The organism is Microbacterium sp. USTB-Y, from assembly GCF_023703415.1.
Classification (GTDB): domain Bacteria; phylum Actinomycetota; class Actinomycetes; order Actinomycetales; family Microbacteriaceae; genus Microbacterium.
The window spans coordinates 65,984-82,523 of the sequence record NZ_JAGMTU010000009.1; the positions used below are offsets into that span (position 1 = coordinate 65,984).

At 72.8% G+C, this 16,540-nt stretch carries 12 protein-coding genes; 9 read left to right on the plus strand and 3 right to left on the minus strand.

The window, feature by feature from the left end:
• Positions 1 to 29 precede the first annotated feature (29 nt).
• The 4 genes from J8G10_RS17830 to J8G10_RS17850 all read left to right on the plus strand — a co-directional run bounded on the left by J8G10_RS17830 (position 30) and on the right by J8G10_RS17850 (position 5,969).
• On the plus strand, positions 30 to 1,235 hold the full coding sequence (locus tag J8G10_RS17830) for an alpha/beta fold hydrolase (RefSeq protein WP_251448195.1): 1,206 nt from the start codon (positions 30 to 32) through the stop codon (positions 1,233 to 1,235).
• 323 nt (positions 1,236 to 1,558) lie between these two features.
• On the plus strand, positions 1,559 to 1,912 hold the full coding sequence (locus J8G10_RS17835) for a hypothetical protein (RefSeq protein ID WP_251448198.1): 354 nt from the start codon (positions 1,559 to 1,561) through the stop codon (positions 1,910 to 1,912).
• Between the two features lie 233 nt (positions 1,913 to 2,145).
• Positions 2,146 to 4,989 carry a LuxR family transcriptional regulator gene (locus J8G10_RS19470; protein WP_285814496.1) on the plus strand — a complete coding sequence of 948 codons (2,844 nt, stop codon included), beginning with the start codon at positions 2,146 to 2,148 and terminating at the stop codon, positions 4,987 to 4,989.
• Between the two features lie 143 nt (positions 4,990 to 5,132).
• A complete protein-coding gene (locus J8G10_RS17850; protein WP_251448201.1) occupies positions 5,133 to 5,969 on the plus strand; it encodes an oxidoreductase in 837 nt (278 codons plus the stop codon).
• A gap of 216 nt (positions 5,970 to 6,185) precedes the next feature.
• Here the strand turns inward: J8G10_RS17850 and J8G10_RS17855 are convergent, their stop codons facing one another.
• Positions 6,186 to 6,827, minus strand: coding sequence for a TetR/AcrR family transcriptional regulator (locus J8G10_RS17855; RefSeq protein ID WP_251448286.1), 642 nt, complete (start codon positions 6,825 to 6,827; stop codon positions 6,186 to 6,188).
• Positions 6,828 to 6,959: 132 nt separating this feature from the next.
• On the opposite strand from J8G10_RS17855, the gene J8G10_RS17860 reads away from it, so the two are divergent.
• Positions 6,960 to 8,366, plus strand: a complete 1,407-nt coding sequence (locus J8G10_RS17860) for an APC family permease (RefSeq protein ID WP_251448204.1) — start codon at positions 6,960 to 6,962, stop codon at positions 8,364 to 8,366.
• The gene (locus J8G10_RS17865; protein WP_251448207.1) at positions 8,363 to 9,583 is read left to right on the plus strand and encodes a serine hydrolase; all 1,221 of its coding nucleotides are present in this window, start codon (positions 8,363 to 8,365) and stop codon (positions 9,581 to 9,583) included. Before J8G10_RS17860 ends, J8G10_RS17865 begins: the two co-directional genes overlap by 4 nt.
• Positions 9,584 to 9,622: 39 nt before the next feature.
• Here the strand turns inward: J8G10_RS17865 and J8G10_RS19605 are convergent, their stop codons facing one another.
• Positions 9,623 to 10,531, minus strand: a complete 909-nt coding sequence (locus J8G10_RS19605) for a siderophore-interacting protein (protein ID WP_251448210.1) — start codon at positions 10,529 to 10,531, stop codon at positions 9,623 to 9,625.
• 30 nt (positions 10,532 to 10,561) lie between these two features.
• On the opposite strand from J8G10_RS19605, the gene J8G10_RS17875 reads away from it, so the two are divergent.
• The 3 genes from J8G10_RS17875 to J8G10_RS17885 all read left to right on the plus strand — a co-directional run bounded on the left by J8G10_RS17875 (position 10,562) and on the right by J8G10_RS17885 (position 14,697).
• The gene (locus J8G10_RS17875) at positions 10,562 to 11,419 is read left to right on the plus strand and encodes an ABC transporter ATP-binding protein (RefSeq protein ID WP_251448213.1); all 858 of its coding nucleotides are present in this window, start codon (positions 10,562 to 10,564) and stop codon (positions 11,417 to 11,419) included.
• Between the two features lie 117 nt (positions 11,420 to 11,536).
• The gene (locus tag J8G10_RS17880; protein ID WP_251448216.1) at positions 11,537 to 12,562 is read left to right on the plus strand and encodes an iron-siderophore ABC transporter substrate-binding protein; all 1,026 of its coding nucleotides are present in this window, start codon (positions 11,537 to 11,539) and stop codon (positions 12,560 to 12,562) included.
• An 89-nt stretch (positions 12,563 to 12,651) separates the two neighbouring features.
• Positions 12,652 to 14,697 (plus strand): iron ABC transporter permease, encoded by a 2,046-nt coding sequence (locus J8G10_RS17885; protein ID WP_308220729.1) that lies wholly within the window; start codon positions 12,652 to 12,654, stop codon positions 14,695 to 14,697.
• A 206-nt stretch (positions 14,698 to 14,903) separates the two neighbouring features.
• Here the strand turns inward: J8G10_RS17885 and J8G10_RS17890 are convergent, their stop codons facing one another.
• Complete coding sequence (locus J8G10_RS17890) at positions 14,904 to 16,526, minus strand: NAD(P)/FAD-dependent oxidoreductase (RefSeq protein ID WP_251448221.1); 1,623 nt, start codon at positions 16,524 to 16,526, stop codon at positions 14,904 to 14,906.
• Positions 16,527 to 16,540 lie beyond the last annotated feature (14 nt).

Here is a 16,540-nt window from a genome sequence, read left to right on the forward strand (position 1 = left end):
ACGCGCACAGCGTCGGATCGGATGGATTCGTGAGCAGCACTCGGGGAACGCGCAGCGGCCGCAGGGTCAGGGGAGCCCTGTTCCTTGTGGTGCTCGCGCTGCTGAGCATGCTCGCGGGCGCCGAGGGCATGCGGGTCGGCGGCGATGCCGAGGAGGCCGACGGCCGCGCCGCGTTCTACGCGCAGCCCTCGCCGGTGCAGGCCGGGGTGCCGGGCGCCCTGGTGAAGACCGAGGAGCTCGTCGGGGTGCCCCCGCTGACGCGGGCATGGCGGATCATGTACCACTCGACCGACCTCGACGGGGCGGACGTGATCGTGACCGGCGTGCTCGTGGTCCCGCTCGGCGCGGCCCCGGCGGGCGGGCGGACGGTCGTGTCCTGGGGGCATCCGACGACGGGCTCCGCGCCGGAGTGCGCGCCCTCGTACCAGTTCGATCCGTTCCTGCTGACCGAGGGGCTGCGGGCGATGCTCGATCGCGGGTACGCCGTGGTCGGCACCGACTATGCCGGGATGGGCACGGCCGGTCCCGATTCCTACCTCGTCGCGGTGACGGAGGCGCGCAACGTGCTCGACGCCGTGCGCGCGGCCCAGGGGATCCCCGAGGCCCAGGCGGGCGAGGACGTCGTCCTGTGGGGGCATTCGCAGGGTGGACAGGCGGTGCTGCGCGCGGCGGAGATCGCCGGGTCCTACGCCCCGGAGCTGCGGATCCGCGCGGTCGCTGCCGCCGCCCCCGCCGCTCAGCTGGACCGGCTCGTGAAGGCGCATCTCGACGACATCTCGGGGGTCACGATCGGCTCGTACGCCTTCCCGGCCTACGCCCGTGTCTACGGCGCCACGGTGCCGGGTGCGCGACTGGACGGGATCCTCACCCCTGCCGCCATCGCGGACGCCCCGCGGATGAACCGGCTCTGCCTGCTGAGCGATCTCTCCGAGCTCCACGCCATCGGGACGCCGCTGGTCGGGACCTTCTTCCTGGCCGATCCGACCGTCACGGAGCCCTGGCGGACGCTCCTCTTCGAGAACTCCGCCGGATCGGTACCCTTCGCCGCGCCGCTCTTCCTCGCCCAGGGCGAGTCGGACGCGCTGGTGATCCCCGCCGACACCCGTGCGTTCGCGGAGCATGAGCGGGCGATGGGCATGGACGTCACGTTCGAGGCGATCCCGTTCGCCGACCACGGGACGGTGGCCTATCTCGCGATCCCCGCGCTGATGGCCTGGCTGGACCGGCTCGGCTGACCCGGGGTCGCCGGGGTGCGCCCCGCGCCCGGGTCCGGGTTGCGCGGGGGATGCGGACGTTGTGCAGGGAGGCGACGTGTTGTGCAGGGCCGGCCCTGTCCGCGGTCGTGGATCCGGCCCGGAATCCTGCGTCTCGCGGGCGATCAGGCCCTCGGGACGCCGGATCGACCCTGCAGAACGGCGCGGGGTCCCTGCAGAACGGCGCGTTCGCGGATGAGCCGGATCCGGATCTGAGGTACCCGGCTCGGAAGTTAAGGCATCTGCCCGATGGGGCGAGGGGGCCTTAGCGACGAGCGTATGAGTACCGGAGAAGGAGAGACACCATGGACCTGCACCCCTCGATGAGCTACCGCATCTCGACGCTCGAGATCGAGCAGGCGGCCATCCGCGCCGAGCGCGCGAGGATCGCCGCCGAGCACGCCGACCAGATCGTGCGGCGCGACGGGATCCTGCGCCGCATGTTCCCGCGGCGGCAGACCGGCCGGGCCGCGACGGCCGCAGCCCCTGCGGTCGAGACCGCCGCAGTCCCGGCGTCCGCCGCAGCCCCCGCGATCGCGCCCGCCGCGACCCCGGCGCCCGCCGCGGCCCCCGCGGTCGAGCCCGCCGCGCAGGTCGCGTCCGCATCGGACGAGACCCGTGAGCGCGAGCTCGTCGGCTGCGTCTCGCACGCCGCATGAGTGCGGCGGCGCCCGTCCCGGCGCCCGCCGCGGCCCCGTCCGACACGCGGCCGTCCGCCCTGTCGTCGACGGCGGACGTCGCACCCGAGAGCCTCCCGACGACGGATCCGGCACAGGATCCGCTGCCGTCGGGAGGCTCTTCCGCGTCCGTCGAGAACGGGGCCGGCTCTGCCGAGAGCGGCGCCGCGCCCGCGGCGGCTCCCGATGTCCGTGGCGGGTGGCACGATGAAGGTATGTCCCTCGCCACCACGTCGACCGTCATGGTCGGGCGCGATGCCGAACTCGCCCTCCTCGACGACGCCCTGCGCCGCGTGGAGGCCGGCGAGTCCGCCTCCGTGCTCGTCGGCGGCGAGGCGGGCATCGGCAAGTCCCGGCTGACGGCGGAGTTCCGCCGCCGGGTAGCCGACCAGGCCACGGTGCTGACGGGCTGGTGCCTCGACTACGGATCCACGCCGGCGCCCTTCGGACCGCTCCCGGCGATCCTGCGCGGAGTGCTCGACGAGCTCGGCGAGCGGGCCGACGAGGCCGCGGGCCCGGGTCGCGACGCCCTGCAGCTGCTGCTGCCCGAGCGCGCCGCCGGTCCGGTCGACCGGTCGGCGATCCGCCCCGAGGGGCTGCGCGAGACGATCGCCAATCTGCTCGAGGCGGCCGCCTCCGTCCGTCCCGTGGTGGTCGTGATCGAAGACCTGCACTGGGCCGATGCCGCGACCCTGTCGATGCTGTCCTTCCTGCTCCGCGCCCTCGCGGGCCGCCCCGTGCTGTTCCTGCTCACCTGCCGCATCGACGAGGTGCGCCGCGGCGGCGAGGTGCGCACGTTCCTCGCCGAGGCGGAACGCGCGCGCCTCCTCGATCGCGTGACCCTCGATCGGCTCGACGCGAGCTCCGTGCGCGATCTCGTGCAGCGGCTGCGCGGTCCGGTGGGCGACGCGGGCCTCGCCCGGCTCATGGAGCGCAGCGAGGGCGTGCCCTTCTTCGTCGAGGAGCTGCTCTGCAACGTCCAGGGCCCGATGCCCGACACCCTGCGCGACGTGCTGCTCGCCCGATTCGACGCCCTCGGCGACGACGCGAAGCGCGTCGTGCGGGTCGCCTCGGGGTCCGACGGGGCGATCGCGCACGACCTGCTCGCCGCACTCGCGGGCTTCGGCGACGAGCGGCTGGACGAGGCCGTGCGCGAGGCGATGGGTGCGGGCATCGTCGAGATCGCCGATCGGGAGAGTTACGGCTTCCGGCACGCGCTGCTGCGCGAGGCCGTCCACGACGATCTGCTCCCCGGGGAGCGCGCCCGCCTGCACTGGGCGTACGCCGACGCGCTGGAGGCGGCCGGTGCGGCGCCGTCGACGCTCGCTTTCCACTGGCACCGCGCCCATGACTCGCCGCGCGCTCTCGCCGCAGCCGTCACCGCGATGCACGAGGCGAAGAACAGCTACGCCTTCTCCACGGCGGCACGGTTCGGCGAGCTCGCGCTGGAGTTGTGGGAGCAGGTGCCCGATGCCGCGCAGGTCGCCGGCATCGAGCGGATCCCCCTGCTCGCGCAGGTCGGATCCATCCTGCGCAACGGCGGCGACGGGGAGCGCGCGCTCGCCGTCGTCTCGCTCGCGCTCGACGAGATCGACCCCGCGGTCGTCGACCCCCCGGTGCACGCACGGCTGCTGCGCGACAAGGCGCTCTACCTGCAGAACCTCGGTCGCGGCGGGTCCGCCGACCTGTTCCTCGAGGCGATCGCGATCATCGAGTCCGAACCGGGGCAGGAGCGGCTGAGAGCCGCACTGCTGGGCTATCTCGCGGGGCGCTACCTCATCGGAGCGCGGCTGGAGGAGGCCGTCGCGACCGCCGACGAGGCCTTCCGGATGGCGGAGTCGATCGGCTTCGACAACGTCATGTCGGTCGCCGCGAACCTGCGCGGCTGCAGCCGGATCCATCTCGGCGAGGTCGAGGCCGGCCTCGCCGACTTCCGCCTGTCCTGGGAGCACGCGGCCGATCACGACGCCCAGCTGCGCTACCGGGTCAACTACGCCGACAGCCTGAACATGCTCGGGCGCTTCCGCGAGGCCGTCGAGGTCGCCGAAGCCGGCGTCGCGCACTCGCGCACGCTCGGCGTGGAGCGGTCGACCGGCGCGATCCTCTCGCACAACATGGTCGAACCCCTTCTCGAGCTCGGTGAGATCGACCGGGTGGAGGAGATCTCCGCGCGCGAGCTCGCCGTGCGCACGCTGCAGGTCTTCCGGATGTACTCGACGATGTCGCGCATCCGGGCGCTGGTCTGGCGCGGCGAGATGGACGAGGCCGTCCGCGTGCTCGGCGAATGGCGATCGATCGCCGAGGGCGTCGCGTCCGTCGAACGGCAGGTCTGGTACTCGCTGCACGACGTCGAGATCCTCATCGCGCTCGGGCTCGGCGATGCGGTGCGCGCCGCCGCGGTACTGCGCACGGTGATCGAGGATCCGGGCCGGCGGCTCGCCTTGCTGGGGCGGACCCTGCTCGAGGGAGGGCGGGTGGTCGCCGACCTCCGTGCGGACGGCCACGGTCCGCTCGCCGAGGCGACCGCCGAGCTCGTGCGCGCGCGGTGGCACTCCCTGCCCGCCGAGCTGCAGCACCCGCACTGGGCCGCCGTGCTCATGGCGCTCCTGGACGCGGATCCGGAACGGCTCGATGCCGCCGTCGTGCTGGCCGACGGCGACGACGTGCCCGCCGTCTTCCGTCCGCTCGTCCGGCTGGAGCGCGCCAGAGCGCTCGTGGCGGCGGGGGACCGGGCGGGCGCCGTCGCGCGGGCGGCCGAGGCCGCCGCGGTCGCGGAGGAGCTGGGGCACGACCGGCTGCGCCGTCAGACCCGGGAGTTCATGGACGCCGCGGGGCTGCACCGCACCGTGGCGCGCGGCGCGAGTGCGGTGGAGGGCATCGAGCTCACGGCGCGGGAGCAGCAGGTGCTCGACCTCATCGCCGAGGGGCTCAGCAACCGTCAGATCGGCGAGCGGCTGTTCATCAGCGGCAAGACCGCGAGCGTGCACGTCTCGGCGATCCTGCGCAAGCTCGGCGTCTCCAGCCGCACGGAGGCCGCCGTCGCCCAGCGCGTGCGCTGAGACCGGGCGCCGCGGGCGCATGAGCGGGCGTGAGGGGCCCGGATCACCGTCGTCTTCGGAGGCCGCGCAGGGGTGAGGCGTGTCAGGCTGGAGACCGGAGTCCGAGACACGGGCCGACGGGGATGAGATCCGGGGAGTTCGTCATGGCAGCACAGGTCGCACTGGTCACGGGTGCCTCCTCGGGGATCGGGGAGGCCGCCGCACGGCGTCTGCGGGATGCCGGGTTCACGGTCTACGCCGCCGCGCGGCGGGTGGATCGCATGGCGGGCCTGCGGGAGGCCGGGGTGCACACGATGAGCCTCGATGTCACCGACGCCGCCTCCGCGCAGGCGGCGGTCGCGCAGATCCTCGCGGAGCAGGGCCGGATCGACGTGCTCGTCAACAACGCGGGCTACGGCTCGTACGGGGCGCTCGAGGACGTACCGCTCAGCGAGGCGCAGGCCCAGCTCGACGTGAACGTGCTGGGACTCGCGCGCATGACGCAGCTCGTGCTGCCGCAGCTGCGGGCGCAGCGCAGCGGCACGATCATCAACATCGCATCGATGGGCGGGAACTTCACGACGCCGCTCGGCGCCTGGTATCACGCCAGCAAGTACGCCGTCGAGGCGCTCAGCGACGCGATGCGGATGGAGCTGGCCCCCTTCGGCATCGACGTCGTCGTCATCGAACCCGGATCCATCCGCACCGAGTGGGGCGCGATCGCCGCCGCCGCGGTGCTCGAGACGTCGGGCGACGGCCCGTACCGCACGCAGGCGGAGCAGGTCGCGACCTCGCTGGGCCGCACTTCGGCTCCGGGCGCGAGGATGACGTCCTCGCCCGAGGTCGTCGCGCGGGCGATCGTGACAGCGGCCACGGCCCGCCGTCCCCGTGCGCGCTACCGCATCGGCTTCGGCGCGAAGCCCCTCGTGCTGGCGCACCGGATCCTGCCCGCGCGCGTGTTCGACCGTCTCATCCGGCGCGGGATGGGCGTCGCGGGCTGAGTCGCCATCAAGCTTCCCGGCGGGCTTTCCCCGCTTCCCACCGGGATCCACCCGTTCAGGTCGCAGAAGATGTCGCTGTCCGGCGGTCGGAACGACACTTTTCGCGACGGGAACGGAACGACCGCGGGCGGCTGGATCGAGCCGGGCGGACCGCGCCCGGAATCACCCCCGGGCGGACCGCGTCCGGAATCACCCCCGGGCGGACCGCGTCCGGGATCACGCCTGGCGCGCCATCGCCGCCTCGAACGCGCTGCGGTCCAGGCTGAGCGTCCAGACCGTGACGTCGCCGACGAAGCGGGAGAACGCCTCGCCCGAGAACGGGCCGCGATCGTTCACGTAGCAGCCGAAGGCGTCGATCGCCATGAAGATCCGGATGCACGACGCCTCGACGTCGGGGGTCGCGAACTCCCCCTCGTCGACGCCTTGGGCGATCAGCTCCGTGAGGCGCGCCCGGTCGAGGGCCTCCTGCTCCTCGATCGAGGCGAGCAGCGGGGTGCTGAATCTCGACAGATGCCGCGCATTCAGCCAGAGGCGCGCGAGGTCGTCGGCCCGGCGGCTCTCGATGCGGTGCACGAGATGCGCGATCCGGTCCAGCGACGAGCCGTCGCCGGCGAACATCGCCTCGCGTTCCCCCTCGATCGCGAGCTCGAACGCGGCGATCACCAGATCCTGGACCGCGGGGAAGTAGTGCCCGATGAGGCCGGGGCGGACGCCGAGCTGCTCGGCCACGCCTCTCAGGGTGACGCGCTCTAGCCCTTCCGTCAGGGCGATCCGGGCCGCTTCGTCCAGGATCTCGGCGCGCCGTTCCGTGGGCAGCTTGCGCACGTGCCGGGCGGGGGTTGGATCCACTCTTGACATCATGCACCACAACCTATTGGATGGGTGACCAATAGTCTTATTGGGTTTATGACCAATAGGACGGGATCCGATTCGATTCGAAGGGGAATCAGCGATGCACACCGACCTCTGCCACGAGGACAGGACCGTCTCATGAGCGAGACGACGTCCGGAGCGCACCTGCGGAAGAGCCTCGGCCTTCCCTCGGTCGTCGCGTTCGGCCTGGGCTACATGGCCCCGAGCCTGGTCATGGTGATCTTCGGCGTGATCGCCGTCGCGAGCGCCGGGACCTCGGCGACCGTGTTCTTCGTCGCGACCCTCGCGATGCTGCTGACGGCGCTCAGCTATGCGAAGCTCTCCCGCCACTACCCGGTGTCGGGATCCGCGTACTTCTATGCGCGGCGCCTGCTCACCTCTCCGATCGGGTTCCTGGTGGGCTGGAGCGTGCTGCTCGACTACCTCTTCCTGCCGATGGTGGCGTGGCTCGTGCAGGCGGTGTACCTGAACGCCCAGTTCCCCGACGTCCCGGTCTGGATCTGGATGCTCATCAACGCGGGCCTCACGACCCTGATCAACATCGTGGGCGTGGTGCTCAGCGATCGCGTGAACATGGTGCTCACCGGCACGGCGGTGTTCCTGGTCCTGCTCTTCGTCGCCTACTGCCTCGTCTTCCTCGTGCATCATGAGCCCTCCGACTACGTCGCGCCGATCTGGAATCCCCTCACCACCGTCGGCGGGGTGACCGCGGCCACCGCGATCGCGGCCTACTCCTATCTCGGGTTCGACGCCGTCACCACGCTCTCGGAGGAGACGCGGGATGCGAAGAGGACCATCCCGCGCGCGGTGATCCTCGTCATCGCCATCGGCGGGGTGCTGTTCACGGCCGTCGCCTATGTCATGCAGCTCGTCCACCCGGGGTTCGATTTCGGCAAGCCCGGCGATGAGCAGGTGGCGGGGTACCTGCTCTCCATCCAGGTCGGTGGTCAGGCGTTCGCCGACTGGACGAATCTGGCGGGGATCGTCGCGGGGTTCGCGTCGGGCCTCGCGGTGCAGCTGAGCTCGAGCCGCCTGCTCTACTTCATGGGCCGGGACGGCGTGCTGTCCCGGCGGGTGTTCGGCTGGGTGAGCCCCCGCACGAAGACGCCGATCTGGGCGATCCTGTTCACGGGACTGATGTGCTTCGTGGGGATGGGACTGACGACCGACGTCGCCTACTCGTTCATCAACTTCGGCGCCTTCACGGCGTTCACCGTCGTCAACATCTGCGTCATCGCGTTCTTCGTGCGCAAGCACAGGACGCGCCGGCTCAGCGTCCTCGCCTACGTCGTGCTCCCGGCGCTCGGAGCCTGCGTGACCGTGTACCTGCTCACCCAGCTCAGCCCGACCGCGCTCATCATCGGCGGCAGCTGGCTCGTCGCCGGCTTCCTCTGGCTGCTCTGGCTCACCCGCGGGTTCCGCCGACCGACGCCGGCGATGAGCGCCGACGAGTACGGGGAGATCCCCGCGGACGCCGCCACCCGGCCCCTGCCGGCGCGAGAGCTCGAGGTGATCGACGAGTGAGCGCGGCCCTGCTCCCCGAACCCGTCCCGAAGCGCCCGGCGGCCGCGGGTACAGGGGCTCACCCGCCCCGGTACCCGGACGCGCCGGCCGGCGAGCCGACGCTCGACAGCTGGCAGGAGGCACCGCACAATCGCTGGGCGTTCGCCCACATGAGCGAGCTCATGCCGGTCGCGACCGTGTCGCGGCATCCGGCGACCCCGCCGGGGGCGACCGTCCGTCTCGGACCCCTCGCGGCGCGGCTCCCGGATCTCGTCGCGCGGCTCGAGCGGACCTTCACCGATGCGTTCCTCGTGCTCCGAGGCGAGGAGGTGCTCGCCGAGTACTACCGCGAGGGCTTCGCCCCCGATCAGCCGCATCTGCTGATGAGCGTCTCGAAGTCGCTGTGCAGCACCGTCTTCGGCGCTCTGGTGGACGCCGGCCGGATCGACCCGGCCGGGCGGATCACCGCGTACGTGCCCGAGCTGGCCGGATCCGTGTACGACGGCCCGACCGTCCAGCAGCTGCTCGACATGGAGATCGCGATCGACTACGACGAGGACTACGTCGATCCGGCGTCCGAGGTGCAGGCGCACGACCGTGCGGCGGGCTGGCGCACCCGGCGGCCCGGCGACGCGGCGAGCAACTACGAGTTCCTCGCGACGCTGCGAGGCAGCGGATCCGTCGGCGAGTTCCAGTACTGCTCGGCGAACACCGACGTGCTGGCCTGGATCATCGAGAGGGTCAGCGGGCTGCGCTACGCGGACGCGCTGTCCCGATTCCTCTGGGCCAAGCTGGACGCCGATCACGACGCGACGATCACGGTCGACGCGACCGGGTTCGGCTATGCCAACGGCGGCGTCTCCGCGACCGCGCGAGACCTCGCCCGCGTCGGACGGATGATGCTCGACGGAGGGGTCGCCCCGCGTGGGCGCGTGGTGTCCGAGGACTGGGTCCGCAGCGTGCTCGCCGGCGGCTCGCGCGAGGCGATGACGTACGAGGGGTTCACCAGCACCTTCCCGAACGGCAGCTACACCCGGCAGTGGTGGTGCACCGGCAACGATCGCGGCAACGTGAGCGGAATCGGGATCCATGGCCAGAGTCTCTGGCTGGACCCCCTGACGGATTCGGTGATCGTCAAGCTCTCCGCGTGGCCGGATCCGGACACCGAGGAGGGGAACGCGCGCCAGAGCGAGCTGCTCCTCGACGTCAGCCGAGCCCTGGACGCGGTGCCGTACTGACGGCTCGGGGGGCGGAGGCGCGACCCGGCCGTGCCGGGCTCAGGCGGCCTCCGCCCGCCCCCGGCGCCAGTACCCCATGAACGCGACCGACCGGCGATCGATGCCGAGGTTGCGCACGAGGTGGCGGCGCAGGGCGGTGATCGTCGACGCCTCTCCGGCGAGCCAGGCGTAGCAGGATCCGACGGCGGCGTCCGGGACCTCCCAGAGCACCTCGTCCTCGCTCGGGTCGGCGAGCTCGGTTCCCGTCGTCGCCGCGGGCTCGTCCTCGGCCGCCCGGGTCTCGCCCCAGGCGTGCACCGCCGCGCTCAGGCGCAGCCCGTGCGCAGCGCTCCCGCGGGCCAGCCACCGGATCGCGACGCCCTCGGGTGCGGCGAGGGGAAGCGCGTCGGCCTCGGTGGGGACCTCGATGTAGACGGATCCGGTCACGTGCGCCGGCAGCGACTCGACGATCGCGCAGATCGCCGGCACCGCGGTCTCGTCCCCGGCGATGAGCACCGATCCGGCATCGCCCGGGTTCCACTCCAGTCCTCCGGTCTCGTCGGCGCGGGCATCGGGGCCGATCACGACCAGCGGCGCGCCGGGTGCGGCCGCCGAGGCCCAGGCGGACGCGGGGCCCTCGGTGCCGTGCAGCACGAAGTCGACGTCGATCTCACGGACCTCCGGCCGCACCGCGCGGATCGTGTAGGTGCGAATCGGATTGCGGCTCTCATCGGGGAGTTCTCGCCAGCGGCGATACCACTCCATCATCCCCACCGTCTCGTCGAACTGGCCGACGTCGGTGAAGGATCCGTCGGGCAGCGGCAGGACGAGCTTGATGCGCTGATCGAGGCCGGCGGTGCCGAAGTGCACGAGATCGGGGCCGGTCAGCGTCACGCGCAGGAAGTTCGGCGACAGCTGGGTTCGATGCGCGACGGTGGTGCGGTAGGTCCGGTAGGGGTGATGTGACACGCTCACAAGGATAGGTTAGGCTCCCCTAACATGACGAATCGGGATTCCTCCGGCTCACTCCTGCCGGCCGGGCTCGAGGCAGAGGGCCTCGCCCTGCACTACGGCCGCACCCCCGTCGTGCACGACGTCGCGCTGAGTCTTCGGCCCGGAGCAGTCACGGCGCTCATCGGCCCGAACGGCAGCGGGAAATCCACCGCGCTGCGTGCCATCGCGCGGCTGCACCGCGTCCACGCGGGGTCCGTGCGGATCGACGCCGCCGGCGCCGATCGCGACGCGGCGGCGCTGGATGCGAAGGAGTTCGCGCGCACCGTGGCGATGCTCTCGCAGTCGCGGCCGCATCCCTCGGGCCTGGAGGTGCGCGACGTCGTGACCTTCGGGCGGCACCCGCATCGCGGCCGGTTCTCCGGCCTGCGCGACGAGGACCGCGCGGCGATCGACCGGGCGCTCGCCCTCACCGGGCTGGACGCGATGGGGGCGCGTCCGGTGGATGAGCTCTCCGGCGGGGAGCTGCAGCGCGTCTGGCTCGCCACCGCGCTCGCGCAGACCACGCCGATCCTGCTGCTCGACGAGCCGACCAACCACCTCGACCTGCGCTACCAGATGGAGACGCTCGACCTCATCCGCGACCTCGCCGATGCCGGCACGGCCCTGGGCGTCGTGCTGCACGATCTGGACCACGCCGCCGCGGTCGCCGATCGGGTCGTGCTCCTCCACGACGGCCGGGTGCGCGCGTGCGGCACCCCGGCCGAGGTGCTCACCGGCGAGAACCTCTCCGCGGCCTACGGGCTGCGCATCGACACCCTGCTCGACGACGACGGCCGGGTGCGCGTGATCCCGCGCGGCCGTCACTCCGCCCGCCGTCCCGTCCCCGAACCGCAGCCCGCCTGATCGCGGGCCGACGCCGCCGCGCCGCACGATCGTCGTCCGACCCCGCCCGGCATGCCCGGATCCCCGATCTCGACCTCTTCTGCTTCCCGACCACCGATCCACCGACCCTGGAGAACCATGCGCAAGCCCCTCGCCGTCCTCTCGCTGCTCGCCGCGAGCACCCTCGCCCTCGCCGGCTGCGGGACAACCTCTGTCGCCGCGCCCACCGGCAGCGCCGCCCCCGCTGCGAGCGCCGAGTGCGCGAAGGACACGACGCGCACCGCCACGGGGCCGGTCAGCGTGACCGACGCCCTGGGCCGCACCGTGAAGCTCGACAAGCCCGCCGAGCGCGTCGCCGTGCTGGAGTGGCAGCAGGTCGAGGACGCCCTCACCCTGTGCGTGACCCCCGTCGCCGTGGCCGACGCGGCCGGCTACCGCCAGTGGGACAGGGCCGAGACGCTGCCCGAGGGCGTCGCCGATGTCGGAACCCGCCAGGAGCCGAACCTCGACGCGCTGTTCCAGACCAAGCCCGACCTCGTGATCGTGGAGGCGCAGACGCGCGACGATGCGATCATCGGCCAGCTCGAGAAGTACGGCGTGCCCGTGCTCGTGACGATCGGCGCCGATGCGAAGGATCCGGTGAAGCAGCTGCTCGCGACCTTCGATCTCATCGCGCAGGCCACGGGTCGCACCGAGCGTGCCGAGGCCGTCGCGACGGAGATGAAGGACCACCTCGCGGAGGCGAAGAAGGCCCTTGCCGCAGCGTCGCCCGCCAGCACCGACTTCGTCTACTTCGACGGCTGGGTCGACGGCGGCACCGTCTCGCTGCGCCCCTTCGGCACCGGTTCGCTCATCGGCGCGATCGGCGGCGAGCTCGGGCTCACGAACGTGTGGAAGGGCGAGACCGATCCCGCCTACGGGCTCGGCAGCACGGACATCGAGGGCATGACGACCGTCGGCTCCGCCACCCTGCTGTACACCGGCACCGACGACCCGGACAGTGAGAGCTTCATCAAGGCCGCCGAGAAGAACCCGGCCTGGGCCTCGATCCCGGCCGTGAAGGAGAAGCGGATCCACGCGTTCCCGGCCGGGATCTGGACGTTCGGCGGGCCGCGCTCGGCCGAGAAGATCGCCGACGCGTACGTCGACGCGTTCACCCGGTGAGCCGCGGGCGGTGCGATGACCTTCCTTCGGGGTCGTTGAGCGAGCATCGGCGCAGCCGAAGCGAGACGAAACGCGGCATCCCCGCGGGAGTGCGGCGTTCCGTCTCGCCGTCGGTTCGCGAGGCGGCCCCGGGAATCGGGGTCCGCGCGCGCCTCGGTGCCGTCGGGGTGCTGGTCCTCCTCGCGCTCGCGCTCATCGCTGCCGCCGGCTGGCACCTCACCCAGGGCACGAGCGGGGCGGTCTGGGCGAACCCCGAGATCCTGCTCGGGGCGCGCCTGCCCCGGCTCGCCGCGGGTGTGACCGTCGGCGTGGCCCTCGGCATGGCCGGCCTGCTCATGCAGTCGCTGGCGCGCAACGCCCTGGCCTCGCCCGACACGCTCGGCGTGACGTCGGGCGCCTACCTCGCGATCACCGCGGTCGCCGCCTTCGGCATCTCCGTCCCGTTCTGGGCCTCGGGGATCGTCGCTTTCGCCGGCGGGCTCGTGGCCGCCGTGATCGTGCTGGGCCTCGCCGGAGGGGCCGGATCCTCGACGACCCGGCTCGTGCTGGCCGGATCCGCGCTGGCCCTGGCGTTCCAGGCCGCGACCTCGGCGCTGCTGATCCTGTTCAGCGAGCAGACCAAGGGCCTGCTCGCCTGGGGGAGCGGAAGCCTGTCGCAGCTCGGGCTCGAGGCGTTCCTGCGCGCCGCGCCGATCGTCGTGGTCGCCGGCCTGCTGGCGCTGCTGCTCGCCCGGCGGCTGGACGTCCTCGCGCTCGGCGACGATCTGGCCGCATCCCTCGGGGTGAGGATCCGTTCGACGCGCGTCCTCGGGATCCTGCTCTCGGTGCTGCTCACCGCGACCGCCGTCACGCTCGCCGGCCCGCTCGGGTTCGTCGGCCTGTGCGCCCCCGTGCTCGCCCGCCTGCTGGTGCGGATCGTGCCGGGGCTCGGCCGGCACGCCCTGCTCCTGCCCGCTTCCGGCCTCCTCGGCGCGCTCGTGGTGATCCTCGCCGACGTGCTGCTGCGGCTCCTCATCGGCGCCGAGGGGGCCATCGCCGTTCCGACGGGCGTGGCGACGACCGTGCTCGGATCTGTCGTGCTCGTGGTGATGGCGCGGCGGCTGCGCGATTCCGGACCGACACGACGGCCGCCGTCGATCCGGTTCGGCGTGCGGGGGCCGTTGCGTTTCCGGCTCGTGGTCGGGATCTCGGCCGTGCTGGCGGTCGCCGTCGTGGTCGCTGGCCTGCTGGTGGGGGCGACGCCGCTGCTCACCGGGGACGTCCTGCTCTGGCTGCAGGGGCAGGCGCCGCCGCAGATCGCGTTCGCACTGGACGAGCGTGCCCCGCGGGTGATCGCCGCCGTCACCGCGGGGGCTGCCCTCGCGCTCGCCGGATGCCTGACCCAGGCGGTGAGCCGCAACCCGCTCGCCGATCCCGGACTCCTCGGCATCACCGGGGGCGCGGGGCTCGGCGCGGTGCTCGTCGTCACGAGCGCCGCGGCCTCGACGTTCGGCATGCTCGCGGCGGCGGTGGTCGGCGCGCTCTGCGCGTTCGCGCTCGTGTATCTGCTCGCCTGGCGCGGCGGGCTCAGTGCGGATCGGTTCATCCTCATCGGGATCGGCGTCTCGTCGGCGGCGGTCGCGCTCACGTCCTTCGTGCTGCTGCGGGCGAGCCCGTTCGACACCCCGAAGATCTACACCTGGCTGAGCGGAACGACCTACGGCCGGATCTGGGAGCAGGTCGTCCCCCTGGCGGTGGTGCTGATCATCGCCCTGCCGGTGGTGCTGATGCGCCATCGCGAACTGGATCTGCTCGCCCTCGACGAGGACACCCCGCGCGTGCTCGGAGTGAAGCCCGAGCGTTCGCGCCTACTGATCCTCGCCGTGGCGGCGCTCCTCGCGGCGTTCAGCGTGGTGGCGGTCGGCGTCATCGGCTTCGTCGGCCTGGTCGCCCCGCACGCCGCGCGCGCCCTGGTCGGCGGCCGGCATGCGCGCGTGGTGCCCGTCGCGGTGCTGCTGGGGGCGGTGCTGGTCGGCCTCGCGGACGCGGTGGGCCGCACGGTCATCGCGCCGGCGCAGCTGCCCGCCGGCCTCGTGGTCGCGGTCCTCGGCGCTCCGTACTTCGTGTGGCTGCTCTGGCGCTCCCGCGACGTGTGAGCCGGCGGTGGTCGCCGGCCTGCCGGGGTCGTTGAGCGAGGACGGCGTAGCCTGTGCCGGCCGGCCCGCCGGGGTCGTTGAGCGAGGACGGCGAAGCCGACCGAGACGAAACGCGGTGACGGGGGAGAGTGCGGCGTTTCGTCTCGCGCCGGCTGCGCCGGTGCTCGCTCGACGACCCCGGACCGCGCGGGCTGGGGGCGGCGGTTTCAGCCCGCGGCGTCGGCCTCGAGCAGCGCCATCGCGGCGTTGTGCCCGCCGATGCCCGAGACCGCGCCGCCGCGGACCGCGCCGGATCCGCACAGCAGCACGTCAGGGAAGCGGGTGGCCACGCCCCAGCGCCGGGCGGGTGTGTCGAGCTCGGCGTCGTCCTCGGCCCAGGGCCAGGACAGCGGCCCGTGGAAGATGTTCCCGCCCGGCATCGCGAGCGCCTCCTCCAGATCGCGCGTCGTCTTGACCTCGATGCACGGCTCCCCCGCCGCATCGACCGCGAGGACGTCCTCGATCGGCTCTGCGAGCACCGAGTTCAGGGAGGCGAGCGCCGCGGTCCGGATCCGGTCCCGCAGCTCGTCGTTGCCGATCCGGTCGACGAGCCGGTCCGGCACGTGCAGGCCGAACAGCGTGAGGGTCTGCGCAGGGGTGTCGCGCAGCGACTCGCCCAGGATCGTCCGGTCGCTCAGCGTGTGACAGTAGATCTCGCACGGCAGCGGATCCGGGAGCTCGCCCCCTTCCGCCCGTTCGAAGGCCGTGCGCAGCTGCACGCCGAGCTCGTTGATGTGGAAGGTGCCGGCGAACGCGGCCTCGGGGGCGACGGTCCCGTCGCGCAGCTTCGGCAGCCGGGTGAGGAACAGGTTCACCTTCGCCTGCGCCCCCTCGGGGCGGGCCACCGCGGCGCCGGACGCGCCGAGCGCGCCGGCATCGCCGAGGAGTCGTTCCAGCACCGCGGGCGCGACGTTCGAGAGAACCGTGCGGGCGGTGACCGCCTGCGGCTCGCCGTCGTGGCGGTACTGCACGGTCGCGGATCGGCCCTCGGCGGCGGGGGCGACCGACAGCACCTCGGCCCCGGTCAGCACCCTCGCGCCGGCCGTCGCGGCGGCCCGGGCGATCTCGGCCGAGACCGCGCCCATGCCCCCGACCGGCACGTCCCAGTCGCCCGTGCCGCCGCCGATCACGTGGTACAGGAAGCAGCGGTTCGCGTCGAGCGCCGGATCGTCGAGGCTCGTGAACGTCCCGATCAGCCCGTCGGTCGCGACGACGCCGCGCACCAGGTCGCTGCGGAACCGGGCGTCGATCGTCGCGCCGAGCGGCCGCTCGATGAACGCGTCCCAGACGGCGTCGTCGCCGAGGAGCGCCTTCGCGGCTCCGCGGGTCGGCAGCGGCTCGGTCAGCGTCGGGAACAGGGCCTCCGCGATCCGCCGGGTCTCGTCGGAGAACGCATCCCATGCGGCCAGGTCGGAGGCGTCGACCCCGGCACGGGCGAAGTCGGCCCTGGCCCCCTCGGCGTCGGCGGCGCGGTCGACCAGCAGGCCGCGGGTCGGGTCGAGCGGATCCGGGGTGTACGAGGAATAGCGCCGCCGGACGAGGCCGATGTCCAGGCCCAGGTCGTCGATGATCCGCTGCGGCAGCAGACTCACGAGATAGGCGTAGCGGGACAGCCGCGCGTCGACGCCCTCGAACGCCTGCGCCGAGACGGCCGCCCCGCCGACGTGGTCGTCGCGCTCGAGCACGAGCACGCTGCGGCCGGCCCGGGCGAGATACGCCGCAGCGGTCAGTCCGTTGTGGCCCCCTCCGACGATGACGGCGTCGTAGTCGGCGGTCTTCTCCTCGGGCATGAGAGGTCCTCGTT